The organism is Nesterenkonia sp., from assembly GCF_029265375.1.
In the GTDB taxonomy this organism is placed as follows: Bacteria; Actinomycetota; Actinomycetes; order Actinomycetales; family Micrococcaceae; genus Nesterenkonia.
Genome location: NZ_JAJUJJ010000004.1, coordinates 1 through 26,448, shown reverse-complemented (window position 1 = coordinate 26,448; position 26,448 = coordinate 1). Strand labels below are relative to the sequence as shown.

The following is a 26,448-nucleotide window of genomic DNA, read 5'->3' as shown; positions in this document are numbered from 1 at the left end:
GAGAGGATGGACCGAATGCGCATCGTCCTAGGTGTCTCCGCCGGCATCGCCGCCTATAAAGCCGTGCATCTGGCACGGCTGCTGACAGAGGACGGCCACCAGCTGGACGTCATTCCCACAGAAGCCTCCCTGCAGTTCGTGGGACGCGCCACCTGGGAGGCGATCAGCGGGCGCCCAGTGACCACCAGCGTGTTCTCCGGCGTGGACGAAGTGCGCCACGTCCGCCTGGGGCAGGAGGCCGACCTGGTGGTTGTCGCCCCGGCCACCGCCGACCTGCTGGCCAAGGCCCGCGCCGGCATGGCTGATGACCTGCTGACCTCCACGCTGCTGGCCACCCAGGCGCCGGTGCTGCTGGCCCCGGCCATGCACACCGAAATGTGGCAGAACCCGGCCACTGCGGAGAACGTGAGGCAGCTGCGCGCCCGCGGCCTGGAGGTGATGGACCCGGCGGTCGGCCGGCTCACCGGCGCGGATTCGGGCCCCGGCAGACTCCCCGAGCCGGAACAGATCAAGGCCCGCATCGACCAGCTGCTCAGTGCGGCGGGCGAAACCGGCGAGCTGACAGGACGCCGCGTAGTGGTCACTGCCGGCGGCACCCGCGAGCCTCTTGACCCGGTCCGCTACCTGGGCAACCGGTCCTCCGGAAAGCAGGGGATGGCGCTGGCCCAGGCGGCGCTGCAGGCTGGGGCCGAGGTGACCCTGATCGCCGGATCCATGGACGCACCGCTGGGCCCGGAGCTGCAGGGCGCCGAGGTGGTGCGCATCGAGACCGCGGAGCAGCTGCACCAGGCGGTGCGGGTGGAGACTGAGCGAGCTGATGCACTGATCATGGCCGCCGCCGTCGCCGATTTCCGCCCCGCTGACTACGCGGCGGCGAAGATCAAGAAGACCGACGACGGCGCCAGCCCGACCATCACACTGACCCGGAACCCGGACATCCTGGCCGACGTCGTCTCCCGGCGCTCCCAGACCGGCGGGCCGGCAGTGATCGTCGGCTTCGCCGCTGAGACCGGCGATGAGACCACCGACCCGCTGCAGCTGGCCCAGCAGAAGCTGCAGCGCAAAGGCTGCGATCTGCTGGTGCTCAACAGGGTGGGGGAGAACCTGGTATTCGGCCAGGACTCCACAGAGATTCACATTCTGGCCGCCGACTCCGTCAAAGACCGGCTGGCCGGGCAGCATGCCGAACACGTTGCTGGAACGAAGCAGCAGGCCGCAGCAGCCGTCATCAGCACTCTGAGCCGGCTGCTGGGCAGCTGAGCGCGGACCGCCCGTCAGCGGCGCGCGGTCCGGGTGAAGGCAGACGTGCCTGTGATGTCCCGGCCCACAATCAGCGCCTGCATGGAATCGGTGCCCTCGTAGGTGGAGACCACCTCCATATCGGTCAGGTGCCGGGCGATGTGGTTCTCCAGCAGCAGACCATTGCCGGCCAGGATGTCCCGGCTCTGCCGGCACATCGACAGCGCCTTGCGCGAGGTGGTCATCTTCACCAAAGAGGCCATCCCGTCGGTGAGCCGGCCGTCCTCGGCCAGCACGGCCATCCGGGTGCACATCAGCTGCATGGACGTCAGATCGGAGAGCATAGTGGCCAGCTTCTCCTGGATCAGCTGATAGCTGCCGATCGGAGCGCCGAACTGCTCACGGTTGAGCGCATACTCCGCAGCGATCTCGAAAGCCGCCATCCCGTGGCCGACGGCCTCCGAGGAAGCCCCGCCGCGGGTGGCGCGCAGGAGCCTGTTGACGTCCTTGAAGCTGCTGCAGTCGGCCAGCCGGTTTTCGGACGGGATCCTGAGGTTCTCGATGACGATATCGGCCTGGTTGATGGACCGCTTGCCCACTTTCCCAGTGATGACTTCGGGCCGATAGCCTTCGGGATAGGAGCCGTCCGCCTGGCGCTCCAGCACGAAGGCCTTGACCTGGGAATCGGCCTCGTCGCGGGCGAAGATGGTCACCACGTCGGCGGCATGGCCGTTGCCGATCCAGCGTTTGTGCCCATTGAGCACCCAGGCATCGCCTTCCTTGCGGGCCGAGGTCTCCAGGGAGACCGAGTCAGAGCCGTGCGTGGGTTCGGTCAGGGCGAAGGCACCGGTGCGCTTCAGCTGCGCCATCTCCGGCAGCCACCGGCTGCGCTGCTCCTCATTGCCGAGCATGTAGATCGTGCCCATGCAGAGATTGGAATGCACCCCCAGAAAGGTGTTGACCGAACCGTCGATCCGCCCCATCTCCCGGGCGACCACCCCAGCCGCGCGTCGGGACAGACCGGGACAGCCGTAGCCCGGGATGAAGCCCCCGATGATGCCGAGCTCGGCCAGCGGGCCAAGGATCGGCTCCGGGAACTCGGCCCGCTCCCAGTACTCGTTGATCACCGGGAGCACATGCTCATTGCCGAAGCTGCGCACAGCGTCCCGCAGCTGGGTCTCCTGCGCCGTGAGTCCTTCGTCGAGCAGGAAATAGTCCGGGTGCTCCATAACGGATGTCATCGTCGGCCTCTCGCATCGTGGGAGAGGGCGGCAGCCAGGATGGTGCGCAGCCCCTCGGGTATCTGGGTGGGTTGCTGCGTGTCCGGATCCAGCAGGACGATCACGGCGTCGCAGCTCAGGCACAGCTGCTCATTCTGGACCAGATCGTGGTGGACGGTGTAGGAGGTGCTGCCGATCCTGGTGACCCACACATAGGCCTCCAGTGCGTCCGGATAGTGAATGGGCCGCTGGAAGTCCATAGTCATTGTGCGCACCACGCGGGGCAGATGCCGGTGAGCCGAGGTGCCGCCTGCCCAGTGTGCCGAGGCGCTGATCCTGGCCTCCTCCACCAGCGTCAGGGCGCGGGCGTTATTGACATGCCCGTTCAAGTCTTGATCCGACCAGCGGATCGGAATGGGCGTGCAGAATGCGACCTCCGGCGGGGTGTAGCTCATCGGGCTTGCCTCCTGTGCCGTGTGGCCGCTGCGCTCGCGCAGCCACTGACGTATTTCATCGCCGTCCACAGAACCAGGAGAACTGCCCGCTGTCCACTTCACAGAGCTGCCGATGCGTGCAGCCTGCCGGCTACGCTCTGTGACACCACGGCTGCTGCGGCGGTGGCCGGCGGGGATAGGATGAGCCGGTGACCACTTCAGACTCGCTGCGACTGTTCTCCTCGGAGTCGGTGACCATCGGACACCCGGACAAGATCTGTGACCAGGTCTCCGACAGCATCCTCGACGCCCTGCTGCGCGTGGACCCTGACTCCCGGGTAGCAGTGGAGGCGCTGACCACCACCGGCCTGATGCACGTGGCCGGTGAGGTCACCACTGACGGCTATGTGGAGATCCCCCAGATTGTGCGGCAGACCCTGCTGGGCATCGGCTACGACTCCTCGGCCAACGGTTTCGACGGCGCTCGCTGCGGCGTCTCCATCAGCATCGGTCAGCAGTCCTCCGACATCGCCGGCGGCGTCTTCCACTCCCTGGAGGCGCGCGACGGCGCCACCGATCCGCGCGACGCCCAGGGAGCCGGTGACCAGGGCATCATGTTCGGCTATGCCACCAACGAGACCGACACCTATATGCCCACCCCCATCGCGCTGGCCCACCGGCTCTCCGCCCGGCTCACAGAGGTTCGGCAGTCCGGTGAGCTGGAGTATCTGCGGCCCGACGGCAAGACCCAGGTCACCGTCGGCTACGACGGCGACGCGCCGGTGACCCTGGACACCGTGGTGGTCTCCAGCCAACACACTGCCGAGACCTCGCAGGCCCAGCTGCAGGCCGATATCTCCGAAGCAGTCATCAAACCGGTGGTGGCCGCCTCGGGGCTGGAGCTGGGAGCGGTCCAGGAGATCATCAATCCGTCTGGGCCGTTCGTGATCGGCGGTCCGGTGGGCGACGCCGGGCTGACCGGCCGGAAGATCATCGTGGACACCTACGGCGGATTCGCCCGGCACGGAGGCGGAGCGTTCTCCGGCAAGGACCCCTCCAAGGTGGACCGCTCGGCCGCCTATGCCATGCGGTGGGTGGCCAAGAATGTGGTGGCCGCCGGGCTGGCCGACCGCGCCGAGATCCAGATCGCCTACGCCATCGGACGGGCCCAGCCTGTCGGCATCTATGTGGAGACCTTCGGAACGGAGACGGTGGACCCGGTCCAGATCTCCTCAGCGATCCGCGAGGTCTTCGACCTCAGGCCCCTGGGCATCATCGAGGAGCTGGACCTGAAACGCCCCATCTACAGCCAGACGGCCACCAACGGTCATTTCGGCCATACGCAGTTCCCTTGGGAGCAGCTCAACCGCGTGCAGCAGCTCAAAGACTTCTTCGGCGCTTAAGCCGCCTACCCGCTGCGCACTGCACTCTCACCGCCGGGTGCGGTCCAGATGTGCAGCAGATACCCGTAGCTCAGGCCCAGCCGCCGCGGATGCTCATCCAGCCACCTCTGTGCCAGCTGCGCGGGGAACTCCAGGTGCAGCACCCGCTCGAATCCCGGCGGGACTGAAACTGCCAGCCGCTGAGCACGCTCACGGTCTGCGCACCGCGCTCAGCCCACCAGCGGGTGGGAGAGCTGCCGCGGCCCTGAGCTGCCGCCGGGGCGCTGGCCGCCAGCAGCTGGGCGAACTCTCCGACCTCATGGTCATTGTCGATCACCACCAGCCGGCCTCCCGGCCGCAGCACCCGGGCCACTTCATCAAGACCGGGCTGGGGGCTGAACCCCTCACTGGGAAAGAAGTAGGCGAAGCGCGCATGCACCACATCCACACTGGCATCAGGCAGCGGAATATGCTCTGCGGATCCGTGCAGCACGCGCGCTGCGCCGGGACGCGCTCGAGCGGCCCGCAGCAGGCGCTCATCCGGCTCCACCCCAATCACCTCAGCGGCATCAGCGACCCGAGGCAGCCAGAATCATGGCACCGCCGCAGAACTCCGCTGCGACCCGCGGCCGCTGCCCAGCGGTGCAGCAGCAGCCCGGCTCAGCCCACCGGCTGCGCTGCCGACTGTTCCAACCGCCTGCTGACTGCCTCAGCCAGTGCGACGGCGGCATGCGGCGCCCGGTGCAGGTTCAGCGCTGGCTCGAACAGCTCTGCCTCCAGCAGCACGGTGCCCCATTCGGCAGTGGAGACCACATCGATCCGCCCGTAGAGCGGCACCGGTGTGCCGGCGGCCGCGGCACAGGCATTCAGCACCTGGACGCCGAAGGCCTGCTCGGCCGGCGAGGCCTCCACCGGCTGCGGATCCTCCTGGTAGCTGCCGCCGCGGAAGCCGCCCCCGCGGGCCAGCAGGGCTCCTTTGGCGATCGCATGGGTGAAGACCCCGTCGATGAAGTACAGCGCCTTCTCCCTCCCGGCCGAGAGCTCGGGCACCTCCGGCTGCACCATCACCGTGCGGCCCCGGTCCAGGATGCGGCGGCCCAGATCCCGCGCCTCGGCGGAATCAGCCCGCAGCAGTCCGGTGTTCAGCGCACCGGCTGAGATCGTGGGCTTGACCACCACCCACTGCTGGCCGTGACCGACCAGAGCCTCGGTCAGCTGCGACTGATCGGCCGCCCAGTCCGTGGGCACAGTGGCCACCCCGGCCTGCTGCAGCTGCTTCAAGTAGACCTTGTCCAGATTCCAGCGCACCAGCTGCGGCGGGTTCTGCACGTCGCAGACCTGCCCAGCCTGCTGAAGCCAGGCCCGGAACTCCTCCTCCCGCTCCGAGTAGTCCCACGGGGTGCGCAGCACCAGCATGCGGAAGCCGCCGTCGCGCCGCGGGTCCCAGGCATGCCAGACCACCGGTTCAGCGGTGATCCCGCGGGCTCGGAGAGCGGCGATCAGCGGCGCGGTGTCGCGATCGCCGTCGCCGGGACGGTAGGTGTCAGTGACCACGACGCCGATATCGATGCTCATGCAGTCTGCCTCCTGTGCGCTGGGGGTACTCTCCGGGGCGAACGCCGGAAGCAATTCTGCCAGTCGTCCGGGGGGCCGCGTAGCATCGGGACTATGACCGATAAACCGCCGGAGCGTGCCCAGGAGCAGCAGCCTGCGCTGCTGGATTCCCTGGCTCCGGCCCCGCCGCCGGCGATGCCGGCAGGAGCCGCCGCCGAATCTCCGGTAGCCCAGGTGCTCCTGGAGACCGCCGTGCCGCATCTGGACCGGCCCTTCGACTATGCGGTCCCGGAGGAGATGCACCAGGCGGTTCAGCCCGGCTGCCGGGTGAAGGTGCGCTTCTCCGGCCGTGAGCTGGCCGGGATCGTGGTCTCCCGGGCCCAGCAGTCCTCCACCCCGGCGCGGCTGAGCCTGATCTCCAAGGTGATCTCCCCGCTGCCGGTGGTCAGCCAGGAGATCTTGCAGCTGGCCGAACAGGTGGCGCAGCGCTACGCCGGGGTCACCGCTGATGTGCTGCGCGCCGCGGTGCCCGCCCGGGCCGCCCGTGTGGAGAAGGAGTTCGCCGAGCTGAATCCGCCGCCGGCCCGCAGGGTCGAGCAGCCCGGGCCGCGGCGCACCCAGCTGGCCCTGCGCGGATACGGTGATTCCAGCGCGGCGGAGATCATACGCGGCGCTGTGAAGCAGTGCCTTCACCACGGCGGAGACGCCGTGGTGGTGGTCCCCAACCAGCGGGATGTGGACCAGGTGGCCGCAGCCCTGGAGGAGCAGCTCCCGGCCGAGACTGTGGCGCGGCTGAGCGCGGAGATGGGGCCCACGCCCCGCTACCGGTCCTACCTGCGGCTGCGCTACGGCCACGCCCGCGTTGCCGTGGGCACCCGGTCGGCGGTCTTCGCGCCGGTTCCGGCACCGCATCTGATCGTCATGCTCGACGACGACGACCCCAGCCTTGCCGAGCCCCGGGCGCCGTATCACCACGCCCGCGAAGTCGCACTGCTGCGCGCCGTGCAGACCGGGGCCGGGATCCTGTTCGTCTCCACCTCCCGCAGCCTGGAGGTCCAACGGCTGGTGGAGCGCGGATGGCTCACCGATGAGACTCCGGCTCCCCGGCAGCGCCGAGCCGCAGCACCGCTGGTGCGCGCCACCGCTGATTCCTACACCCAGGAGCGGGACCCCACCGCACACCGGGCGCGGATGCCCCACACCGCCTACCGGGCCGCGCGGGAGGCCCTGGAGCACGGGCCGGTGCTGGTGCAGGTCGGCCGCACCGGGTTCGTCCCGGCGGTGGTCTGCGAGGCATGCCGGGCCAAGCAGCGCTGTCCGGACTGCCACGGGCCGCTGATGCTGCCGCCGCACTACACCCAGTCCCACGCCCTGCAGTGCCGCTGGTGCGGACTGCACCACCGGCGGCATCGCTGCCCGGAATGCTCAGCCACCAGCTTCCGGGCCGCCGCCCGCGGGGCTGACCGCACCGCCCAGGAGCTGGGTCGAGCCTTCCCCAACACGCCGGTGATCTCCTCCACCGGGGACCAGCCGGTGGCCTCAGTGGGCGCCGCACCCGCACTGGTGGTCAGCACCCCCGGGGTGGAGCCCATACCGGCTGAGGGCTATGCCGCCGCGCTGCTGCTCGACGGGGACGCGCAGCTGGCCCGCGAAGGACTGGACGTGCCGCGGCGGGTGCTGGCCCGCTGGTTCCGCGCCGCCTCCCTGGTGCGCCCCCACAGTGAGGATCCGGCCCGCTCCGGAACGGTGGTGGTCACCGCGGAGAATGAGGAGCTCACCGGCGCCCTGGTGCGCTGGGATCCGGTGGGCTACGCCCGCACCGAGCTGTACCGGCGCCTGGAGCTGGGACTGCCCCCGGCCTCACGCATGCTCAGCATCACCGGCTCCCGCGCCGACGCCGAAGAACTGATCGGCCGCGTGCAGCTGCCAGAGGGTCTGCGCTGGGTCGGCCCCGCCCCCGCCGAGGAGGGCACACATCGCTGGCTGCTGTTCTTCAGCTACGCCCAGGCCGCAGATGTGCTGGCAGAGATCCGCCGCGCCCGGCGCACCGCCAGCGCAGCGCCGAACCCGGGGGAGCGGGGGCTGCGCATCGCCGTAGACGACGTCGCCAGCCTGCAGTTCTGAACCGGACTCACCCCAGCTGCGCGATGAAGCGCCGGACGGCCCGCGCCAGCTGCGCAGGCTTCTCATAGTGCACCAAGTGTCCGGTGCCGCGCAGCGTCTCCATCCGGCCCTGCGGCAGACGAGCCAGGAGCCGACGTCGTCCCTGCGGGCTGCTCAGCTGATCCTTGGCTCCGGGCAGCAGCAGCACCGGCAGCTGCAGCCCCTCGGCGTAGTCAGCCACAGTGTGCCTGCTGGAGGCGCGATAGGCCTGCAGCAGCGTGGCGCGGTCGGCATAGCCGCCGAAGTAGCGCCGGTGCTGATCGCGCACGAAGGCCGCCAGCGGCGCATCCCACTCCACACCCATGGTGAGATTGGTCACCTCCATCACGGTTTGGGAGCGCAGCAGCGCATCGGCGGCTCGGGCCGGCAGCAGCCGGCTGAGCTGGTAGTACAGTTCCACGACGGCGGCTCCGGGCAGCTGGGTGCCGGAGAACACCGAGTTGCTGATCGGGGCGCTGAGCACCAGCCCCGCCCACCGGCTCGGGGACTGGGCGGCGTGGGCGGAGGTGATGATAGTGCCGAAGGAGTGGCCGGTGAGCACATCCTCTTCCCCCAGCTCCAAGGCATCGGCCAAGGCAGCGACCACCTGGGCGTAGAGCTGCACCGAATGCTCCACCGGCCGCCCGGCGGCATCCACCACAGCGGGCGTGGCGCCGAAGCCGGGCAGATCGGGGACGAAGACCTCGAACTCCGCCAGCGCATCGACCACCAGCTGCATGCCGTGATGATCGCCGCGGAATCCGTGGATCATCAGCAGCCGCGGCAGCCGCCGGCCGGAATGGGCAGCAGCGCCGGGGCTTCGGGTGGGCCGGTAGCGCCATACTGCCGCCCGGCAGCTGGCACCCGGCAGCGGCAGCTGCACCTGCATAGGCTCGCCGGTCCGGTGTGGATCCTCGGTCCAGGGCAGCTGCGGGCCGCTCGTCGTCGCGTTCACACCAGCAAGCCTAGCGGTGCGGTAGGGCATAGACTGGAGGGCATTGCAATGCCTGTACCCGCCGCGGGAGGCTCCTCCCGCGCCGATAACCCCGAGGTGCCCACCGTTGAGCGATAACCAGCCATCCGCCGAGAAGCAGAGCTACGATTTCGCCGAGATCGAAGCCCGCTGGCTGCCCTATTGGGAGAAGGCCGGGACGTTCGTGGTCGACGAGGACGACCCCCGGCCGAAGAAGTACGTGCTGGACATGTTCCCCTACCCCTCTGGGGACCTGCACATGGGGCATGCAGAGGCTTTCGCCATGGGGGACGTGATCGCCCGCTATGAGCGGATGCGCGGGAACAATGTGCTCCACCCCATCGGCTGGGACTCCTTCGGACTGCCGGCTGAGAACGCTGCGATCAAGAACAACGCGCACCCCGCGGAGTGGACCTACCGCAATATTGAGACCCAGGCGGCCAGCTTCAAACGCTACGGGCTCTCCATGGACTGGACCCGTCGGCTGCACACCTCAGACCCCGAGTATTACCGGTGGACACAGTGGCTGTTCCTGCAGCTGCACCGCCGCGGGCTGGCGTACCGGAAGGACGCACCGGTCAACTGGTGCCCCAGCTGCCAAACGGTGCTGGCCAATGAGCAGGTCGTCGACGGCGGCTGCGACCGCTGCGGCACCGCGGTGACCAAGAAGTCGCTGAACCAGTGGTACTTCAAGATCACCGACTACGCCGACCGCCTGCTGGACGATATGGACCAGCTGGAGGGCGCCTGGCCCGAGCGTGTGCTGGCCATGCAGCGCAACTGGATCGGTCGCTCCACCGGCGCCTCGGTCCGGTTCCAGGTTGAGGACGCCGAGCCCATCGAGGTGTTCACCACGCGCCCGGACACCCTCTACGGGGTGACGTTCATGGTGGTCGCCGCCGATGCGCCGCTGGCCATGGAGCTGGTCACCGAGGCGCAGCGCGAAGAGCTGGAGGCCTACCGGGAGCGGCTGAAGTCCGTCTCCGAGATCGAGCGCCAGTCCGCCGACCGGGAGAAGACCGGCGTGCTGCTGGGCCGGCACGCCGTGCATCCGCTGACCGGGGAGTCCATTCCGATCTGGGCCTCCGACTACGTGCTGGCCGACTACGGCACCGGCGCGGTGATGGGTGTTCCGGCCCACGACCAGCGAGACCTGGACTTCGCACTGACCATGGGACTGCCGGTCAATGTGGTGGTGGACACCGGCGAGGAGCACCCTGCGGTCTCCGGCACGGCCACCGCGGGGGAGGGCACTGCGGTGAACTCCCCGAAATGGGAGGGCCTGCCCAAGCAGGAGGCGATCGCCCGGGCGGTGCAGGTGCTGGAGGAATCCGGTGCCGGTGAGGCCACAGTGAATTACCGGCTGCGCGACTGGCTGGTCTCCCGCCAGCGCTTCTGGGGCGCACCGATCCCGATCATCCACTGCCCCGACTGTGGGGAGGTGCCGGTGCCGGAGGACCAGCTGCCGGTGGCTCTGCCCACTGAGGCCAAGGGAGAGGACTTGGCCCCGAAGGGCACATCCCCGCTGGGAGGAATGTCCGAGTGGGTTACTGCGGACTGCCCGGCCTGCGGGGGTGCTGCCACCCGGGACACCGACACCATGGACACCTTCGTGGACTCCTCCTGGTACTACCTGCGGTATCTGGACCCGACCAGCGCCGACCAGGCGTTCCCCACAGAGGCGGCCAACCGGTGGATGCCGGTGGACCAGTACGTCGGCGGCGTGGAGCACGCGATCCTGCACCTGCTCTACTCCCGGTTCTTCACCAAAGTGCTGTACGACATCGGGCTGGTGAACTTCACCGAACCGTTCAAAGCGCTGCTGAACCAGGGGCAGGTGCTCAACGGCGGCAAGGCCATGTCCAAGTCCCTGGGCAACGGCGTGGACCTGGCGGAGCAGCTGGACGCCCACGGGGTCGACGCCGTGCGGGTGGCTATGGTCTTCGCCGGCCCCCCGGAGGATGACATCGACTGGCAGGATATGAGCCCCGCCGGTTCGGCCAAGTTCCTCGCCCGGGCCTGGCGCGTGGCTCAGGACGTCACCAGCAGCCCCGGAACAGATCCGGCCTCCGGGGCAGCCGGGCTGCGGGCAGCCGCTCACCGCACCGTTGCTGATGCCGAGCAGCTGATCGCAGACCAGAAGTTCAACGTCGTCGTCGCCCGGCTGATGGAGCTGGTCAACGCCGCACGCAAGGAGATCGACTCCGGCGCCGGTCCGGCAGACCCGGCAGTGCGCGAGGCTGCTGAGGTCACCGCCCAGCTGCTGTCGCTGGTGGCGCCCTACACCGCTGAGGACATGTGGGCGATGCTGGGCCACGAGCCCTCGGTGGCCAACTCCACCTGGCCGCAGGTCGACGAGTCCCTGCTGGTTCAGGACACCGTCACCGCGGTAGTGCAGGTCAAGGGCAAACTGCGCGACAAGCTGGAAGTCGCCCCCGACATCAGCGAGGACGAGTTGGAGGCTGCCGCTCTGGCGCTGCCTAAGATTCAGCGCTACATCGCCGAGGACGGCGGAGTGCGCAAGGTGATTGTGCGCGCGCCCAAGCTGGTCAATGTCGTCACCGGCTGATGTCGCCCTCACCCGCTGAGCAGACCGCAGCCTGGGTCTCAGCGCTGGAGGCCGAGCTGCTGGCTCGCCGCCGCTCTCAGCGGCGCCGGGTCAGCCTGCGGCGGGTCCGCGGGCGCATCGCAGTGGTCACGGATTCGGCCAGCGGCCTGCCGATGAAACCCGGTGACTCCACCGCCGCGGTGGGAACCGTGGGCGAGCACATCACCATCGTGCCCATCCCGGTGATGATCGACTTCCCCCACCAGGCCCAGATCTACTCCGAGGTCTCCGAGGAGCTGGAGCGGGACCTTCCGCTGGCGGTGGCCCAGGGGGTCAGCGTCCGCACCTCCCGTCCCGCTCCAGGCCGGCTGGCCGAGGTCTATCGCGATCTGCAGCGAGCAGGTTTCGCCGGTATCGTCTCGGTGCATCTGTCAGCCAAGCTCTCCGGAACGGTGGAGGCCGCGCGCCTGGCTGCCCAGCAGGTGGATGTCCCGGTCACCGTGGTGGACTCCCAGCAGGCGGGTCTGGCTCTGGGCGAAGCAGTGATCCAGGCGGCGCTGGCCGCCCGGCTGGGTGCGGACCTGCGCACCACTGCCGCCGCCGCCCGGGAGACTGCCGCTTCGGCGGAGGCGACCTTTGTGGTGCCCAGCCTGGAGCAGCTGCGCCGCGGCGGACGCATCAACCGGCTCTCCTCCCTGTTGGGCTCTGTGATGGGCGTCAAACCGCTGCTGGGCATCCGCGCAGGCGAAGTGGCACTGATCGAGCGGCCGCGCAGCTTCTCCCGCGCCGTGGACCGTCTGCTGCACCTTGCCTTGGAGCAGGCCGCCGACCACCCTGCCGCTCGAGTGGGTGTGCACTGCTTCGGCAATCGCGCCGAAGGGGTGGGGCTGGCACAGTCGCTGCAGCAGGCGTCGGCGGCTCCGGTGCCGGTGGTGGAGCTGCCCCCGGCCCTGGGCGCACATCTGGGACTGGGTGCACTGGCGGTGACCGTGGTGGAGCCGGCCAAGGAGCCCTCCACCGGCGCAGACCACCACGAATGAGCCGTCAGGGCCCATAACGCAGCCGGGCCGCATTTTCCCCAGCCATCCGCAAGGCAGGCGCCACGCACAGTCCTCCACAGCTGAGTTCGGCGCTGAATCGCCCGCCCAGGCGGGGCTCTAGCCTCAACGGATATGGAGCACGCCCACCAGGACGAGGTCGAGCAGCTCACCCGGCGAGAACACCTGCGGCTGAAGCGCCGTCAGGCCCACGCGTCCCCGGTGCGTATCCGGCTGCGCCTGGGTGCGGTGCTGGTGATCGCCGCCGGGCTGCTGAGCTGGCTGGCGGTCTCCTGGCTGCTCAGCTCATCCTCATCCTCCCAGGGGCTTCCGGAACCGGCCGAACTGACGGCGGCCGGCACGGACCGGCCCCGTGAGAGCCCACCCCAGAACCCTGCAGCGGAGCAGGAAGCCTCACCGCAGGAGTCAATCCTGGTCCACGTCGCTGGGGCGGTCGCCGAGCCCCAGCTGGTGGAGCTGGAGCCGGGATCCCGCGTGGCTGACGCCGTGGAAGCCGCCGGCGGCCTCACCGCTGATGCGGCCCCGGCGGGAGTGAACCTGGCCGCCGAGGCGCAGGACGGCACCCTGCTCTGGGTTCCTACTGTCGAAGAGTTCGAGCACAGCTCTCCTCCGCCGGCCCCCGGCGGGGTGGAGACCGGACCCGAGAAGATCAACCTCAACACCGCCACGGCCGAGGAGCTGGAGGAGCTCTCCGGGATCGGCCCAGCATTGGCCGAGCGAATCATCACCCACCGGGAGACTCACGGGAGCTTCGGCTCGGTGGAGGAGCTGGCCGCGGTCAGCGGGATCGGACCGGCCATTATTGAGAACATCGCCGACGACGTCACCTGGTGATGACGCGCAGCGTGGAGGACCGGCAGCCGCTGGACCTGCGTCTGCTGCCGGCTGCATGCCTGAGCTGGGCTGCGGCCTTCGCGGCGATCAGCAGCAGCGCCTCGGTCAGCCTCGGCCTGGGTCTCACACTGGCGCTGGTGGCCTGCGCGCTGGGTCTTGCACTGTGGCTGCTGCCGCAAGCCGCAGCCTCCCGGATGTGGCCGGTGGCCCTGCAGGCCCTGCTGTGCACTGCCGTCTGCTGCGCCGTCGCACTCTCAGCCGCCGGGGATCAGCGCCGCTGGGAGGAGACCGGCTGGAACCAAGCGGTGGATAGCGGGGTTCCCATCCAGGTGCAGCTGCGGGTCACCGCGGACCCCGCGCCGTTGGCTCCTGCTGATTCGGAGCTGGACTGGGGTTCCGAGACTGCCGGCCACCGAGCCGCCGCTGAGGTGCTGCAGGCCGAGCTGCCCGGTTCGCCGGCGGCTCAGCAGATCGAGGCACCGGTGGTCCTCATTGACCGCTCAGGCCAGGCGGGCGATCTGCAGGCCGGCCAGCGGTACAGCGGACTGGTCACCCTGGGGGAGACTGAGGGCGCTGACCGTGCCACGGCGGTGGCAGCGCCGTTCGGGGATGAGGCGTTCACCCGGCTGCCGGAGGACCGCTGCTCCAGACTCACAGCTGCCTTCAGCCGACTGCGGACCGGGACCGCCGAGGCCGCTCAGGTGGCCGTTGAACCTGCAGACCAACTGCTGCCCGGGGTGATCCTGGGAGACCGCAGCAGACAGAGCCAGGAACTGACTGAGTCGATGCGGGTGGCCGGGCTGAGCCATATGACCGTGGTCTCCGGCACCCACTGCGCCCTGGTGATGGGGGCGCTGCTGGGTATGCTGCGCCTGCTTCGGGCACCGCGCTGGACAGTGCCGCCGGCGCTGCTGCTGGGCCTGGCGCTGTTCGTACTCCTGGTCCAGCCGGCCCCCAGTGTGATGCGGGCCGCGGTGATGGGCAGCATCGGGGCGGTGGCCGTCTTCGCCGGACGGGGCCGGGCATCCTCGGCGCTGCTGTGCGCCACCGTGGTGCTGCTGCTGATCTGGGACCCGTGGTACGCCGCTGAGCCTGCGTTTCAACTTTCTGTGGCTGCCACCGCCGGCATTGTGTGCGCCGGTCAGCGGCTCCAGGAGGTGTTCAGCTCCCGGCTGCCCCGGGCAGTGTCCGGCCCCCTGGCTCTGGCAGTCTCCGCACAGCTGCTGGTCACCCCGGTGCTGCTGCCCATCGCCGAAGGAGTCACCCTCTACAGCGTCCCGGCGAATATTCTGGCCGCCCCGCTGCTGCCGCTGGCCACCGTGCCGGGGACTGTGGCGGCGGTGCTCTCAACGGCCGCCCCAGCGATCAGCACCGCACTGCTCTGGCTGGCAGGCTTTCCTGCCGCCGGCATAGCCGCGATCGGCAGTGCTGCCAGCTCCCTGCCCCAAGCCCTGGCCCCGTGGCCCGAAGGATGGCTCGGACTGACGCTGGCTGCCTGCTACACCGGCGCCGCACTGCTGGGCTGCCGCCTGCTGGTGCTGGGGCGTCCACCCGGGCCCCGGCAGCTCAGCGTCCTGGTGGCCGCTGCGGGGATGCTGACTGCGGTGGTGCTGCCGGCCTCAGCGCTGCGCCCTGCCAGCGTCGACCAGGACTGGCGGTTTGCGCTGTGCGACGTGGACCAGGGAGACATGCTGGTGGTCCGCACCGCAGAGACCGCCGCAGTGGTCGTCGATGCCGGCGAGCACCCCGAACTGGCACAGCGGTGCCTGTCAGTGCTGAATGTGGAGACGGTGGAAGTGCTGATGATCACCCACGAGCACCTGGACCACTACGGAGGAGCCGGCGGTATCTTCGAGGCCGCGGCAGTGCATCAGGTGCTCTACTCCGGATCTGCGGATTTCGACGCCGCCCAGGCGCTCGAAGAACTGACAGTGCCTCTGGAAGACGTTCCGGTGCGTCGCGCTCAGCCGGGCGATCAGGGAACTCACGGCAACGCCTGGACAGTGCGCTGGAGCGTCTGGTCGGCACCGAGCCACTACCCCGGGGCCAACGACAACTCCCTGGTGACCCTCTTCGAACTCTCGACTCCCCAGACGCCAGCAGGCGCAGTCGGATCCGCGAACAATCCGCTGCGCCTGCTGGGTTTTGGAGATCTCGAAGAAGAGGTCGCCTCGATGATGCTGCACGCCGGCTCGCTGCCGGAGCATGTCGACGTGCTGAAAGTTGCCCATCACGGTGCCGCCAATTCGGGCACCGCTGTCCTGGAGTCCCTGCAGCCTGATGCGGCCCTGATCGGGGTCGGGGCGGAGAACACCTACGGGCACCCGGATCCGGTGATCCTGGAAGCCCTTCAGCGGCAGGGATCGGCGGTGTACCGCACTGATCAGCACGGCACCGTCACGTTCAGCCTGCAGCCGGGCCGGCTGCAGGCTGAACGTGTGGAGAGGATCAGTTGGTGACCGGCAGCTTCAGCTCGTCGCCGACGTAGATCAGGTTCGGATCCTCGATCAGGTCCATGTTGGCGCCCCAGAGGTCCTTCCAGTCGATGTCGAGCTCCGCGGCGATGGAGGACAGCGAGTCTCCGGCAGCCACGGTGTAGGTCTCCTCACCGACCTCCACGTCAGCGTTCGGCTCTGCGGTGAACTCACCGGCAGCGGAGTAGCTCTGCTGCGGAGCCTCCTGCACCTCAGGCTGAGCCTGCGGGGCCGGCTGGGTCTGCTGCTGCGGCTGGGGAGCGGGCTCGGCCTGCTCCTGCTGCTGCGGCTGGGGAGCGGGCTCGGCCTGCTCCTGCTGCTGGACCGGCTCCGGGCTGGAGGTGCCCGGGTCCTCCCCGTAGAGGCCCAGCTTGGCGGAGCAGGCGGGCCAGGCGCCCCAGCCCTGGATGGCCTGCAGCTTCTGGGCGCGGTTGATCTGCTCTTCGCGGGAGGCTTCATGCGGCAGGCCGGATCCGCCCACAGCCTGCCAGGACTGGGGGGTGAACTGCAGTCCGCCGTAGAAGCCGTTTCCGGTGTTGATGGACCAGTTGCCGCCGGACTCGCACTCGGCCAGGCGGTCCCAGACGCCGGTGGCGGATGCTGCAGGGGCCTGGGCCAGCATGGCGCCGCCGGCCAGGGTGGCAGCGGCCATGGAGCCGCCGACAACCTTCTTGATGGTCTTTGGTGTCTTCATAAAGTCGTGATTCCTCACTGGTCTCGATTCTCTCGCGATGCTGTGCATGACGCGATGGGAAGGTCACGCCAACATCACAAGAAGATGTCCGCACTCAAGTAAAAAGACTCCGCTCCGCCGCGTCAACCGCGCCGGACAGGCGTCCACCAGCGTAAAAACCCCGGAATCATGCGGATCTCGGGTCGTTATCGTCCTGTTATCAAAGTTTCTGTGAGTTTTATGTGAGTCTCTGATCTGGGGAGAGGCAGAATAGGTCTGTGACCTCTCGACTCAGCGGCCGGCCGGGCCGCGGACTGGCGGTGATCGCCAGCAGCGCGGCGAGCACACAGGCCGGTGCCGCAGTGGGCGCCCAGGCCTTCGCTGCTCTGACGCCGATAGGGGTGGTGGCCGGGCGGCAGCTGGTGGCTGCGCTGGTGATGCTCGCGGTGGCCAGGCCCAGGTTCTGGCGCTACACCCGCGGCCAGTGGCTGCCCATCCTGGGGCTGGCCGCCTTCTTCGCCGGGATGAACTCCTTCCTCTACGCGGCGCTGGAGCGGATCGGCCTGGGTATGGCGGTCACCATCGAATTCCTGGGGCCGCTGGCCGTGGCGCTGCTGTTCTCACGTGCTCCGGGTGCGCGCCTGCGAAGCCTGCTCTGCGCCGCCCTGGCGCTGGGCGGAGTGCTGCTGCTGACCCGCCCCGGCCCCACCAGTGACGTGCTGGGACTGGCCTTCGCGGTGCTGGCGGCCGCCTGTTGGGCCGGCTACATCCTCACCAACCGGGTAGTGGGACGCCGGGTGCCGGGGGTGGAAGGAACAGCAGTGGCTACTATGATCTCTGCGGCCGGCATGCTGCCGGTGGCCCTGGTCATTGTGGCAGGCACGCAGCCGCCGCTGGCAGCGGTGGGCTTCGCGATCATCGCCGGACTGCTCTCCTCCGCAGTGCCCTACACCTTGGACCTGATTGTGCTGCGGCACATCTCTCCGGTGGTCTTCGGGCTGGGGATGTCCCTGCACCCTGTGTTCGCCGCGCTCATCGGCGTCATCTTCCTTCAGGAGGACCTGCCGCTGGTCGGGTTCGCCGGAGTGGTCCTGGTGGCCTGCGCGAACGCGCTGACGCTGATCTCCCGGACTATTCGCCCGCCCGAGCCCGACGTGTCGGGCAGCTCATACAGCGGGGACCGCCCCGCCCGCGGCCGAGTTCGCCGCCGGGGACTTCGATGACCTCGATGCCGGACTCACGCAGAAACGAGTTCGACGTCGGGGTCCGGTCATAGGTGATGACGACCCCTGGAGCCACTGCCAGCGCATTGCAGCCGTCGTCCCACTGCTCACGCGCCGCGGAGTGCACATCCTGCTCCGCAGTGAGAATGCGCAGCCCGTGCAGCCCCATGGCTTCGGCAATCGCTCGGTGCGCCTGCCCGGGAGGGTGATCGGCGATGGTCAGCTCCACCTCCGCGGGCGTGCCTGCGCGCTCGCGCGGAGTGATCGTATAGGAGGGAAGCTCGCCCAGCCCCGCATACTCGATGAAGGATCGCTCATCGACCATGGTCATCACCGTGTCCAGGTGCATGAACGACCGTGCGCGGGGCAGGCTGAGTGCGACCACCCGGTCCGCGGAGCCGCCGGCGAAGAGCCGCTTGGCCAGCCGCTCCACGCCCTGGGCAGTGGTGCGCTCACTCATGCCCACCAGCACGGCGCCCCCGCCCAGCACCAGCACATCTCCGCCCTCCACAGTGGCCTGCCCGTCTCGCAGACCGTCCGACCAGCGGTGAAAGGCCGCCTCGGCGAACTGCGGGTGCCAGCGGTAGATGGCCTCATAGGTCACAGCTTCCCGCATCCGAGCCGGCTTCTGCATCGAATTCACTGCCACCCCGTCATAGACCCAGCAGGAGGCGTCCCGGGTGAACAGGTGGTTGGGCAGCGGTGGGATCACCAGATCATCAGGTCCCATGGAGTGCAGCACCACCGAGCGCGGCTCATCAATGCGGCTCAGAAGCTCCCGCTTGGTCATCCCGCCGATGACCAGCTCGGCCAGCTCCGCAGGTCCCATTGACTCGGCCACCTGACGCAGCACCGGGGCAGCAGCCGGACCGTGCAGGCGCTCGTCGACGGTGTGGTCGATCACGAATTGCTTGGCCTCAGGAACCTGGAGGGTCTGCGTCAGCAGAGCGTCAAGGTGCAGCACCTCAGCACCGGCCTGCTGCAGCGCGTGGGTGAACTGGTCGTGCTCCTCCTGCGCGCGGCGGACCCACAGCAGATCGTCGAAGAGCAGCTCATCCTTGGTCTCCGGGGTCAGCCGCAGCAGCTCGGTTCCGGGCCGGTGCACTATGACCTGCTGCAGCTGGCTCACCTCTGAGCCGACAAATAGATCGTTCATAGCTGACATGCTTGCACACCGGTGCCGCTACACTCGGGCGGGTGAGCCAGAAGAGCATCCACGTTGCCGCCGTCGTGCTGCTGGACAGCCGCCGCCGCGTGCTCACCGTCCGCAAGCGCGGCACCGAGCGCTTCATGCAGCCCGGCGGCAAGCCGGAACCGGACGAGGGCCCGCGTCGGACCGCGCTCCGCGAGATAGCGGAGGAGATCGGGCTTCACCTGCAGCCGGCGCAGCTGCAGCCGATGGGACGCTTCCGCGCCGCCGCAGCCAACGAGTCCGGATACGACGTCGTCTGCGAGAACTATCTGGTGGATATGGCTCAGCTGCCTGCCGAACCCTCGCTCGGCGAAGAGATCCTCGCTCAGCTGCAGCCGGCCGCCGAGATCGAGGAGCTGCGCTGGATACCGCTGGATCAGCTGCGCCCCAGTGATGATCTCGCCCCACTGCTGACCGAGCAGGTGGCCCCAGCGGTGCGTCGGATCCTGGCCGCGGAAGGGCGGAGCTGATGACCCGGATCACCGTGGTGCAGGGGGATATCACCGCGCAGCAGGTGGATGCGGTGGTCAATGCGGCCAACTCCTCGCTGCTGGGCGGGGGAGGGGTCGACGGCGCCATCCACCGGGCGGCCGGGCCCGAGCTGCTGGAGGAATGCCGCCGCCTCCGCCGCACCCAGCTGCCAGATGGGCTGCCTGCCGGGAGGGCCGTCCGCACCGGAGCCGGCAGACTGCCGGCGCGCTGGGTCATCCACACTGTGGCTCCCAATCGCCGCGCCGGCGAGCACGACGCCGGTGTGCTGCGCAGCTGCTTTGCCACCAGCCTCCAGCAGGCACGGGACGCCGGGGCGAAGACCATCGCATTCCCGGCCATCGGCGCCGGAGTCTACGGATGGGACCCGCATCAGGTGGCTGAGGCCGCCGCTGCGGCGCTGCAGCAGGACCCGGCGCTGAGAGAGCACTTCGAGGAGATCAGGTTCGTCACCTTCAACGCGACGGCCACACAGGCCTTCAGCCGGCGGTTCGGCCCGGGAGCCGATGCGCAGTGACCCGCAGGCCATGACTTACGCTGGGAGCCATGACAGCCATTGCGGTATCCCTGCAGCTTCGGTGGGGCGACCAGGACCCCTACGGACATGTGAACAATGTGGCCATTCTGCGTCTGCTGGAGGAAGCCCGGGCACGGGCCTTCTGGCGCAGCGGCAGCGACCCCGATCAGCAGGGAATCTTCCCGCCGCTGGCGCCTGACCAGGAGCTGTGGGCCCTGGTGGCCGATTTTCAGCTGAAGTACCGCGGCCAGCTGCCCTACCAGCGGGACCCGGTCACCGTGGAGATGACAGTGCCCTCGGTGGGCGGAGCCAGCTTCGTCATCGACTATGCCCTGCGCTCGGACCCGGAGCTGCCCGCCCCGCAGGTCACCGCCCGCTCCACACTGGTGATGGTGGACCGGGAGACCGGATCCCCGCGGCGGCTGAGCCCGGAGGTGCGCTCGCAGCTGCTGCAGTTCGCTCCCTGAGCGCTGCGGGGTTGCCGCATCACTGCGCAGCCATCAGCAGACCCGCAGCCAGGATGGCCAGGGTCCAACTGACGAAGCTGCCCACCAGGAAATACTCCGCCTTATTGCCGTTGGCCTGGTCCGCCTGGATCTCCGGGAAGCGCACGATGCCTTTGGCCGCGATCAGTCCTGCCGCCACCGGGTAGGCACCGGCCACCAGCAGACCGGTCAGCGTGATCCGCTCCAGCGGCCCGATCCAACGCCCGCCCTTGAGCTGATGGGCATTGGAGGCCGCCTGCTCCCACGGATGGGAGCCGTCCTGCCGCAGCGCTGCCCGCACCAGGCCATTGGAGCTCACCCCCAGGAACGCGGCCACGCCGGCCCCCAGCACCGCAGTCTGCAGCGGCAGGCCGCCCAGGGTGTGATGGGCCGCCGCAGCCGCCGCGCTGCCGCTCAGCTGGGCCAGCAGCACCGCCGCGGCGGTGATCAGCAGGAAACCGATGACCAGCACGGCTTGGACCCGCGGGGTGCGGATAAGCCGGTGCGGAGGAAGCGGCGGCCCGATGCGCACGGTGCAGAACCAGAAGGCGGCTGCCACCAGCCCCAGCAGAATCCCCCAGGCAGGCACTGAGCAGCGGATCCCTCCGGCCACCAGCACCACCAGAGAGAACCCGGCCAGCAGGACGATCCGCAGCAGGCTGCCGGCTCTGCGCGGAAGCAGCACCCGCAGCAGATCGCCGCCTCCGATGCTCAGCAGAATCAGGCCCAGCAGCGTCACTGCGCCTCCTGCGTCGGCGCATCGGCGGCGTCGGTGAGCTCGCGCAGTCCCTGCAACACCGCGGCGGCCCCGGAGCTGCGCAGGGACTTCGATACCGCCGGCTGGGAGACGCCCAGCTGTTCAGCCACGCTCTCCTGACTCCTGCCCTCAGCCATACCCCGAGCGTACCGGCGGGCACTGAGACTCATTGCCTCCACTGTCTGATCACGCAGCAGCAGATAGGCATTGGTCAGCCTCTGGAGCTCGGGCTCGGGGCCGACGAACCGGCTGCGCAGATACCGGTGCCGGCGCTGCAGCCGGTGGGCGGACTCCACGGCCTCCCGGGCCCGCCACCATCCGGGTCCGTCCTCGATGCTCTCCGAGCCGCTGCTGGTCACCGCGAACACTTCGCCCTGGCCCAGTCCGAACCGCAGCTGCGGCCCGGATTCGTGGAGCAGGCCCGCGTAGAGGGTGGCGGCCAGCGCCTCGGCGCGGGAACTGTAGACGGCCTGCAGCTCGTCGCCTACCGTGGGGGTGAACGCCCGCAGCGGCGGATAGGCGTCGCTGATCCGCTGGAGCAGCTGCTCCACCTGCTGCTGGACTGCCGAACGGTCCGGATAGGACCGGGAGTCGATCACATCGGCGATGACGGCTACGTGCTCAGAGCTCATGACATGAGCATAACGGTTATATCTGAAAAATATAACCCTTTACGTTATGGGAGCGGCGGTGCGTGGTCGGGCCACCGTCAGGCGGGCTCCCACCAGCAGTGCGGCTCCAGCGGCGGTGAGCACCAGAGCGGCCGGCCATGCCATTCCCGCCATGACCAGCATGGGCAGCAGGGCAATGATGGCGATGTCGACAAACCCGATGGGCACATACGCGATCCCGTAGTAGTCCAGGGTCTTCGAGCGCATATCCGGATCCACCACGCGCAGCAGTGCGATGCCCATCGCCACGGTGCCGGTGTTCCAGCCCCACAGGAACAGCGACTGCTCCACAGGGTGGTCGGTGAACAGCCGCTTGGCGATCAGGGCGTAGAAGCAGAGGATGAACGCCACTCCGAACGCCAGCAGCAGTGCCAGGGGAGCGGCGTAGGCCACCACTACGGCCGGGTTGATGGAGGCGATGCCGAACGCTACCAGCAGGTCCGTTGAGGAGCTGGAGGTCCGCTCGAAGAGCCGCCGATCGAAGTGCCGCATCGCGCCGGTGGACCGCAGCAGCCCCAGCACCGCGAAGCCAGCCAGAAACGCCACAGAGAAGGTCGGCACGCTGATGCCGGGTCCCAGCCCGCTGAGCGCATCGGCTGCCAGCACCGAGACTCCGGCCACCCCCAGAACCAGGCCGGCGTGGTAGATCAGCGGATCGATGGACATAGTGGACACCGGACCTTCGCCCACTGCAGTGCGCTGGTTCGGCTCGACAATTCCGGTCCGCAGCTGGGGTGGCAGATCCGCAAAGCTGCGCAGATAGGCGGTGCCGCCCCGCTGGGACTCGAGCTTGATCAGCAGAATCCCGCCGAGCACGGAGACGATGATCCCCACGGTGGCGGCAGTCATTCCCAGGCTCTGCGCCTCTGCCCACTGATCGCCGTAGACCTCGGTGATGGCGGCCGCCGTGCCGTGTCCGCCCATGAATCCGGCCGCCATCATCAGGCCGAAGCCGTCGGGGATGTCGGAGAAGATCAGCGCGATCACCGCCAGCGAGAACAGCAGGACCAGACCCCACTGCAGCGCCACCACGGACTGAGACACCGCCCAGGTGGTCACCACGTTCTTGGCGGCCTGGGCGAAGGAGGTCAGCTGGGAGGTGAACGGGAGGGCGGCGAAGACCACGGCGATGAGGATGCCCGCATAGTCGCCCAGGGCCTCGGAGAAGGGAATCACCCCCAGGCCGTTGGGGCCCAGGGCCAGGCCCAGGATCCCGGCGATCAGACTGGCCGGCAGGAACAGCGCCTGGATGACGCGGACCTTAGCGCGCAGCAGGGCACCGGCCAGCAGCAGCAGGCAGATGAATCCCAGGTCAGTGATCAGATTCCAAGCCGTCATCCAGGCTCCTGATCAGCGGCGGCGGTGTTCTGAAGCCGGCTTCCGGCCGGCCGCAGAACATCCTAGTCGCTGGTGGACCCCGACAGCGGCTAGCCCGCCACTGGTGTGCGGCGCCCCGACCGACGGCGACCTGACCGCTCACCTGCGGAGGAGCTGCGATTCCGTCCGCTGCGGCCGCGGCCGCTGCGGCGCCCGGGGGTGTTGGCGCGCTGGGTGCTGCCGGCTGCCGGTGCGGCCGGAGGCGCCACATAGGGGGCCGGCTCGCCGACCAGCTGGCTGACCTGCTGCGAGGTGCTGGACACCGCGGCCGGGGCGGCGTCGATGGCCGCGCGGCGCAGCAGGGCGAGGGTGTCGCGGCGCTGCTCGGGGAGCATGACCGTGACCACGTCTCCGGAGCTGCCGGCCCGTGCGGTGCGTCCCGAGCGGTGCAGATAGGCCTTATGCTCAGCGGGCGGATCCACATGCACCACCAGTTCCACCGAGTCCACGTGGACTCCGCGGGCGGCGACGTCGGTGGCCACCAGCACCCGCACATCCCCGGATCCGAAGGACGCGAGGTTTCTGTCGCGCTGGTTCTGCGAGAGGTTGCCGTGCAGATCCACCGCCGGCACCCCCTGGGCGGTGAGCTGCTTGGCCAGCTTCTTGGCCTGGTGCTTGGTGCGGGTGAACAGGATCCGCCGTCCGGTGCCCGAGGCCAGGGCCTTGACCAGCGGCTTTTTCTCCTCCGCGGCGACCTCGAAGACATGGTGGGTCATATCCGCCACCGGAGAGGTGGCCTCATCCACCGAGTGCAGCAGCTCATTGCGCAGGAACCGTCTGACCAGCACATCGACGCCGTTGTCCAAGGTGGCGGAGAAGAACATCCGCTGCCCTCCGGCGGGGGTGGCGGTCAGCAGACGGGTGACCACCGGCAGGAAGCCCAGGTCGGCCATATGATCGGCCTCGTCCAGAACGGTGATCTCCACTCCGTCCAGAGTCAGGGCACCTTGGTGGAGCAGGTCCTGCAGCCGGCCCGGGCAGGCGATGACAATATCGACGCCGTCGCGCAGCGCCGAGACCTGACGAGCCTGGCTGACTCCGCCGAAGATCGTGGTGGTGCGCAGTCCGCTCGCCGCCGCCAACGGCTCAATGACGCCATGGATCTGCGTGGCCAGCTCGCGGGTGGGGGCCAGCACCAGCCCGCGGGGACGCCGCGAGGCTCGGGAGCCTCCGGCTGCGGCCAGCCGCGCCACCAGGGGCAGGGAGAACGCCAGGGTCTTGCCCGAGCCGGTCTTGCCGCGTCCGAGCACATCGCGTCCGGACAGAGTGTCCGGCAGGGTGTGGCGCTGAATATCGAACGCGGTGGTCTTGCCTTCGGCCTGCAGGACATCCACCAGGGGTGCGGGGACGCCCAGGGCGGCGAAGGTCATAGGGGATTCAGAAATGGGATGGCCTTTCATAGGTCGCCAGAACGGTCCGGTTCAGGGGGTCTGGCAGGGGCGAAAGCACCGGACGGTGCACTCGGTCGCCGCGAGAAAGTCACTGCTGACAGCATCACCGGTGCGCAGAGGCACCTGCTGAGAAGGCGTTCTGACGACGCATGGGTCCGCAGGGCGGACCGCAACAGTGCACCAGTCTACCCGCTGGGCGCAGAATTCGACGACCCGGGCCCGTCGTCGTCGAGTCTGGTCAGATTATTCACCGCCGGGCCTTCCAGCAGAGTCCCGTCGGCGGTGAAGCGGGAGGCGTGCAGCGGGCAGTCCCAGGTGCATTCGGCGTCGTTCCAGTTCAGCACTCCGCCCATATGCGGGCATATCGCCGAGACCTGCCGGACGGCGCCGCCGAGAGTCGATATGCCCACGGGACGGCCGCCGGAGCGCCCGACGACGCCGGAGCCTTCAGGCGGTACCTGCTCAGGCAGGGACTGCAGCTCCGCGGAGGCCCAGTCGGTACCCATCCTGGCGCCGATGGAGACGTTCTTCTGCACGCCGCTCAGCACCGCGGAGACAGTCGGACGGCGGCTGCTGAGCGTTTCGGCCCAGGGCATCGATCCGCCGAGGATCTGCGATGAGAGCGCCAAAGCGGCAGCCACCGCATTGGTCATGCCCCACTTGCTGTAGCCGGTGGCCACATGGATTCTGCCGCCGCGGCGCGGAAGGGGGCCGACGAATGGGACGCTGTCGGCGGGCTGATAGTCCTGGGCCGACCAGCGGTGGGTCAGCTGAGCCCCGGGGAAGTGCTGCACGGTCCAGGTGTGCAGGTCCTCCACCGCGCCGCGGTGCGACTCAGCACGGCCGACCATATGGCCGTTGCCGCCGACCAGCAGCAGCTCCTCGCCGTTGACCTCAGCGGTGCGGGTGCTGCGGCCGGGGGAGTCCACGCTGAGGTACATCCCCTGCGGGGGAGCTCTGCCGGCAGGCAGCCGGTAGGCCGAGGCATAGGAGCGTTCGCCGGTGAGTTTGGCGAAATAGCCCCCGCGGTCGAGCACCGGCACGCCGGTGGCCAGCACGAGGTGGTCGGCCTGCACCGTCCCGGCTGTGGTCTGCACCGTCAGCGGCGCCGAGCCGGAGGCGTCCACCACGCGCACGCCGGTGTGCACCGCACCGCCGCGTTCCATCAGCTCATCCAGCAGCGCCTGCAGCAGCAGGGTGGGATGGATCTGGGCCTGATCGTCCAAGGCGAGAACGCCGGCGGTGGGAAACGGCAGCTCGGTGGACTCAGTCCAGCGGGCCGGTACGCCGGCGGACAGGCACGCCTCCAGCTCCTGCTGGAGCGGCTCCAGGCCGGGATGGGAGTGGGCATAGCTGTAGGCGGTGCGGACCTGATAGTCCAGGCCGTTGTCCTCCAGATAGCGCAGCAGCCACTGCTGCCCCTCGCGGTTGCCGGAGACATAGGCCTGCAGCACCTCGCGGGACTGCTTCGCCGCGATGGCCGAGAACTTGGTGCCCTGCAGCAGGGAGACCTTGGCAGTGGTGTTGCCGGTGGCCGCAGCGCCGATATGCCGGGCCTCCAGCACAGCTGTCCGCTGGCCTGAGCGGGCCAGCAGCACGGCAGTGGTCAGACCGGTCAGGCCCGCGCCTGCCACAACGGTGTCAACGACGGGGGAATTTTGAGCACTTGGCGACGGGGTGGTTTCCATCAATGGTCGCAACACCGTCCAGCAGAATTGAGACCGTGATGTCATCGCGTCGAGTGAAGAAAGGCCCGGGGCGTCGGCCGCTCTCGGCCAAGAGAGAACAGTTCATGCGCCTGCAGGAGCGGGGTTG

General features: G+C 69.0%; 22 protein-coding genes and 1 pseudogene. 11 read left to right on the top strand and 12 right to left on the bottom strand.

Annotated features, from left to right (window positions below):
• The first annotated feature begins 15 nt into the window (after window positions 1-15).
• Window positions 16-1,260, top strand: a complete 1,245-nt coding sequence (gene coaBC, locus Q1K09_RS02585) for a bifunctional phosphopantothenoylcysteine decarboxylase/phosphopantothenate--cysteine ligase CoaBC (protein ID WP_300342954.1) — start codon at window positions 16-18, stop codon at window positions 1,258-1,260.
• A 14-nt stretch (window positions 1,261-1,274) separates the two neighbouring features.
• Here the strand turns inward: coaBC and Q1K09_RS02580 are convergent, their stop codons facing one another.
• Together Q1K09_RS02580 and Q1K09_RS02575 are read right to left on the bottom strand one after the other, a co-directional pair.
• Window positions 1,275-2,480 (bottom strand): acyl-CoA dehydrogenase family protein, encoded by a 1,206-nt coding sequence (locus Q1K09_RS02580; RefSeq protein WP_300342953.1) that lies wholly within the window; start codon window positions 2,478-2,480, stop codon window positions 1,275-1,277.
• Window positions 2,477-2,914 (bottom strand): thioesterase family protein, encoded by a 438-nt coding sequence (locus tag Q1K09_RS02575; RefSeq protein ID WP_366908883.1) that lies wholly within the window; start codon window positions 2,912-2,914, stop codon window positions 2,477-2,479. The genes Q1K09_RS02580 and Q1K09_RS02575 overlap by 4 nt, the downstream gene beginning before the upstream one ends.
• 188 nt (window positions 2,915-3,102) lie before the next feature.
• Here Q1K09_RS02575 and metK point away from each other — a divergent pair, with 188 nt between their 5' ends.
• The gene (gene metK / locus Q1K09_RS02570) at window positions 3,103-4,296 is read left to right on the top strand and encodes a methionine adenosyltransferase (protein WP_300342949.1); all 1,194 of its coding nucleotides are present in this window, start codon (window positions 3,103-3,105) and stop codon (window positions 4,294-4,296) included.
• Window positions 4,297-4,366: 70 nt separating this feature from the next.
• Here metK and Q1K09_RS02565 read toward each other — a convergent pair whose 3' ends face one another.
• Together Q1K09_RS02565 and Q1K09_RS02560 are read right to left on the bottom strand one after the other, a co-directional pair.
• Window positions 4,367-4,825 carry a class I SAM-dependent methyltransferase gene (locus Q1K09_RS02565; protein WP_300342947.1) on the bottom strand — a complete coding sequence of 153 codons (459 nt, stop codon included), beginning with the start codon at window positions 4,823-4,825 and terminating at the stop codon, window positions 4,367-4,369.
• Window positions 4,826-4,935: 110 nt separating this feature from the next.
• Window positions 4,936-5,850, bottom strand: coding sequence for a hypothetical protein (locus Q1K09_RS02560; RefSeq protein WP_300342946.1), 915 nt, complete (start codon window positions 5,848-5,850; stop codon window positions 4,936-4,938).
• Window positions 5,851-5,943: 93 nt separating this feature from the next.
• Here Q1K09_RS02560 and Q1K09_RS02555 point away from each other — a divergent pair, with 93 nt between their 5' ends.
• Complete coding sequence (locus tag Q1K09_RS02555; protein ID WP_300342944.1) at window positions 5,944-7,953, top strand: primosomal protein N'; 2,010 nt, start codon at window positions 5,944-5,946, stop codon at window positions 7,951-7,953.
• Between the two features lie 7 nt (window positions 7,954-7,960).
• On the opposite strand, the gene Q1K09_RS02550 is transcribed toward Q1K09_RS02555, so the two are convergent.
• Window positions 7,961-8,926 (bottom strand): alpha/beta hydrolase, encoded by a 966-nt coding sequence (locus tag Q1K09_RS02550; protein ID WP_300342943.1) that lies wholly within the window; start codon window positions 8,924-8,926, stop codon window positions 7,961-7,963.
• Window positions 8,927-9,032: 106 nt separating this feature from the next.
• Here Q1K09_RS02550 and leuS point away from each other — a divergent pair, with 106 nt between their 5' ends.
• From leuS to Q1K09_RS02530, 4 genes are all read left to right on the top strand, one after another.
• Window positions 9,033-11,513, top strand: coding sequence for a leucine--tRNA ligase (gene leuS, locus Q1K09_RS02545; RefSeq protein ID WP_300342941.1), 2,481 nt, complete (start codon window positions 9,033-9,035; stop codon window positions 11,511-11,513).
• On the top strand, window positions 11,513-12,532 hold the full coding sequence (locus tag Q1K09_RS02540; RefSeq protein ID WP_300342940.1) for a DegV family protein: 1,020 nt from the start codon (window positions 11,513-11,515) through the stop codon (window positions 12,530-12,532). The genes leuS and Q1K09_RS02540 overlap by 1 nt, the downstream gene beginning before the upstream one ends.
• Before the next feature lie 132 nt (window positions 12,533-12,664).
• Entirely contained in the window at window positions 12,665-13,384 is a 720-nt protein-coding gene (locus Q1K09_RS02535) for a ComEA family DNA-binding protein (protein WP_300342938.1), read from the top strand.
• Window positions 13,384-15,843, top strand: coding sequence for a ComEC/Rec2 family competence protein (locus Q1K09_RS02530; protein ID WP_300342937.1), 2,460 nt, complete (start codon window positions 13,384-13,386; stop codon window positions 15,841-15,843). Before Q1K09_RS02535 ends, Q1K09_RS02530 begins: the two co-directional genes overlap by 1 nt.
• Here the strand turns inward: Q1K09_RS02530 and Q1K09_RS02525 are convergent.
• Window positions 15,833-16,552, bottom strand: coding sequence for a transglycosylase family protein (locus Q1K09_RS02525; RefSeq protein WP_300342935.1), 720 nt, complete (start codon window positions 16,550-16,552; stop codon window positions 15,833-15,835). The genes Q1K09_RS02530 and Q1K09_RS02525 overlap by 11 nt on opposite strands.
• 257 nt (window positions 16,553-16,809) lie before the next feature.
• Here Q1K09_RS02525 and Q1K09_RS02520 point away from each other — a divergent pair, with 257 nt between their 5' ends.
• Window positions 16,810-17,754: an EamA family transporter gene (locus Q1K09_RS02520; protein WP_300342933.1), complete on the top strand. Its 945-nt coding sequence runs from the start codon at window positions 16,810-16,812 to the stop codon at window positions 17,752-17,754.
• On the opposite strand, the gene Q1K09_RS02515 is transcribed toward Q1K09_RS02520, so the two are convergent.
• Window positions 17,663-18,910, bottom strand: coding sequence for an arginine deiminase (locus Q1K09_RS02515; RefSeq protein WP_300342931.1), 1,248 nt, complete (start codon window positions 18,908-18,910; stop codon window positions 17,663-17,665). The two genes, Q1K09_RS02520 and Q1K09_RS02515, sit on opposite strands and share 92 nt — an antisense overlap.
• A 41-nt stretch (window positions 18,911-18,951) precedes the next feature.
• Between Q1K09_RS02515 and Q1K09_RS02510 the strand changes: the two genes are divergently transcribed.
• From Q1K09_RS02510 to Q1K09_RS02500, 3 genes are read left to right on the top strand one after another with little or no spacing between them, the layout of a single operon-like run.
• A complete protein-coding gene (locus Q1K09_RS02510) occupies window positions 18,952-19,416 on the top strand; it encodes an NUDIX domain-containing protein (RefSeq protein ID WP_300342929.1) in 465 nt (154 codons plus the stop codon).
• Window positions 19,416-19,952 carry an O-acetyl-ADP-ribose deacetylase gene (locus tag Q1K09_RS02505; RefSeq protein WP_300342927.1) on the top strand — a complete coding sequence of 179 codons (537 nt, stop codon included), beginning with the start codon at window positions 19,416-19,418 and terminating at the stop codon, window positions 19,950-19,952. Before Q1K09_RS02510 ends, Q1K09_RS02505 begins: the two co-directional genes overlap by 1 nt.
• Window positions 19,953-19,981: 29 nt before the next feature.
• Window positions 19,982-20,419, top strand: coding sequence for a thioesterase family protein (locus Q1K09_RS02500; protein WP_300342925.1), 438 nt, complete (start codon window positions 19,982-19,984; stop codon window positions 20,417-20,419).
• A 19-nt stretch (window positions 20,420-20,438) separates the two neighbouring features.
• On the opposite strand, the gene Q1K09_RS02495 is transcribed toward Q1K09_RS02500, so the two are convergent.
• The 5 genes and pseudogenes from Q1K09_RS02495 to Q1K09_RS02475 all read right to left on the bottom strand — a co-directional run bounded on the left by Q1K09_RS02495 (window position 20,439) and on the right by Q1K09_RS02475 (window position 26,267).
• Window positions 20,439-21,176: a hypothetical protein gene (locus tag Q1K09_RS02495; protein WP_300342923.1), complete on the bottom strand. Its 738-nt coding sequence runs from the start codon at window positions 21,174-21,176 to the stop codon at window positions 20,439-20,441.
• On the bottom strand, window positions 21,173-21,826 hold the full coding sequence (locus tag Q1K09_RS02490; RefSeq protein WP_300342922.1) for a SatD family protein: 654 nt from the start codon (window positions 21,824-21,826) through the stop codon (window positions 21,173-21,175). Before Q1K09_RS02490 ends, Q1K09_RS02495 begins: the two co-directional genes overlap by 4 nt.
• Before the next feature lie 39 nt (window positions 21,827-21,865).
• Window positions 21,866-23,203: a hypothetical protein gene (locus tag Q1K09_RS02485; RefSeq protein ID WP_300342921.1), complete on the bottom strand. Its 1,338-nt coding sequence runs from the start codon at window positions 23,201-23,203 to the stop codon at window positions 21,866-21,868.
• Between the two features lie 152 nt (window positions 23,204-23,355).
• Window positions 23,356-24,642, bottom strand: a pseudogene (locus tag Q1K09_RS02480) (DEAD/DEAH box helicase); the annotation flags it as partial.
• A gap of 176 nt (window positions 24,643-24,818) precedes the next feature.
• Entirely contained in the window at window positions 24,819-26,267 is a 1,449-nt protein-coding gene (locus Q1K09_RS02475; protein WP_300342919.1) for an FAD-dependent oxidoreductase, read from the bottom strand.
• Window positions 26,268-26,448 lie beyond the last annotated feature (181 nt).

What these genes read in the sequence shown, in the direction of transcription:
- Q1K09_RS02535 (WP_300342938.1), top strand. Translation starts at nt 12,665, where the DNA reads ATGGAGCACGCCCACCAGGACGAGGTCGAGCAGCTCACCCGGCGAGAA.
- Q1K09_RS02505 (WP_300342927.1), top strand. Translation starts at nt 19,416, where the DNA reads ATGACCCGGATCACCGTGGTGCAGGGGGATATCACCGCGCAGCAGGTG.
- Q1K09_RS02540 (WP_300342940.1), top strand. Translation starts at nt 11,513, where the DNA reads ATGTCGCCCTCACCCGCTGAGCAGACCGCAGCCTGGGTCTCAGCGCTG.
- Q1K09_RS02555 (WP_300342944.1), top strand. Translation starts at nt 5,944, where the DNA reads ATGACCGATAAACCGCCGGAGCGTGCCCAGGAGCAGCAGCCTGCGCTG.
- coaBC (WP_300342954.1), top strand. Translation starts at nt 16, where the DNA reads ATGCGCATCGTCCTAGGTGTCTCCGCCGGCATCGCCGCCTATAAAGCC.
- Q1K09_RS02580 (WP_300342953.1), bottom strand. Translation starts at nt 2,480, where the DNA reads ATGACATCCGTTATGGAGCACCCGGACTATTTCCTGCTCGACGAAGGA.
- Q1K09_RS02575 (WP_366908883.1), bottom strand. Translation starts at nt 2,914, where the DNA reads ATGAGCTACACCCCGCCGGAGGTCGCATTCTGCACGCCCATTCCGATC.
- Q1K09_RS02515 (WP_300342931.1), bottom strand. Translation starts at nt 18,910, where the DNA reads ATGAACGATCTATTTGTCGGCTCAGAGGTGAGCCAGCTGCAGCAGGTC.
- Q1K09_RS02530 (WP_300342937.1), top strand. Translation starts at nt 13,384, where the DNA reads ATGACGCGCAGCGTGGAGGACCGGCAGCCGCTGGACCTGCGTCTGCTG.
- Q1K09_RS02560 (WP_300342946.1), bottom strand. Translation starts at nt 5,850, where the DNA reads ATGAGCATCGATATCGGCGTCGTGGTCACTGACACCTACCGTCCCGGC.
- Q1K09_RS02525 (WP_300342935.1), bottom strand. Translation starts at nt 16,552, where the DNA reads ATGAAGACACCAAAGACCATCAAGAAGGTTGTCGGCGGCTCCATGGCC.
- Q1K09_RS02500 (WP_300342925.1), top strand. Translation starts at nt 19,982, where the DNA reads ATGACAGCCATTGCGGTATCCCTGCAGCTTCGGTGGGGCGACCAGGAC.
- Q1K09_RS02485 (WP_300342921.1), bottom strand. Translation starts at nt 23,203, where the DNA reads ATGACGGCTTGGAATCTGATCACTGACCTGGGATTCATCTGCCTGCTG.
- Q1K09_RS02490 (WP_300342922.1), bottom strand. Translation starts at nt 21,826, where the DNA reads ATGAGCTCTGAGCACGTAGCCGTCATCGCCGATGTGATCGACTCCCGG.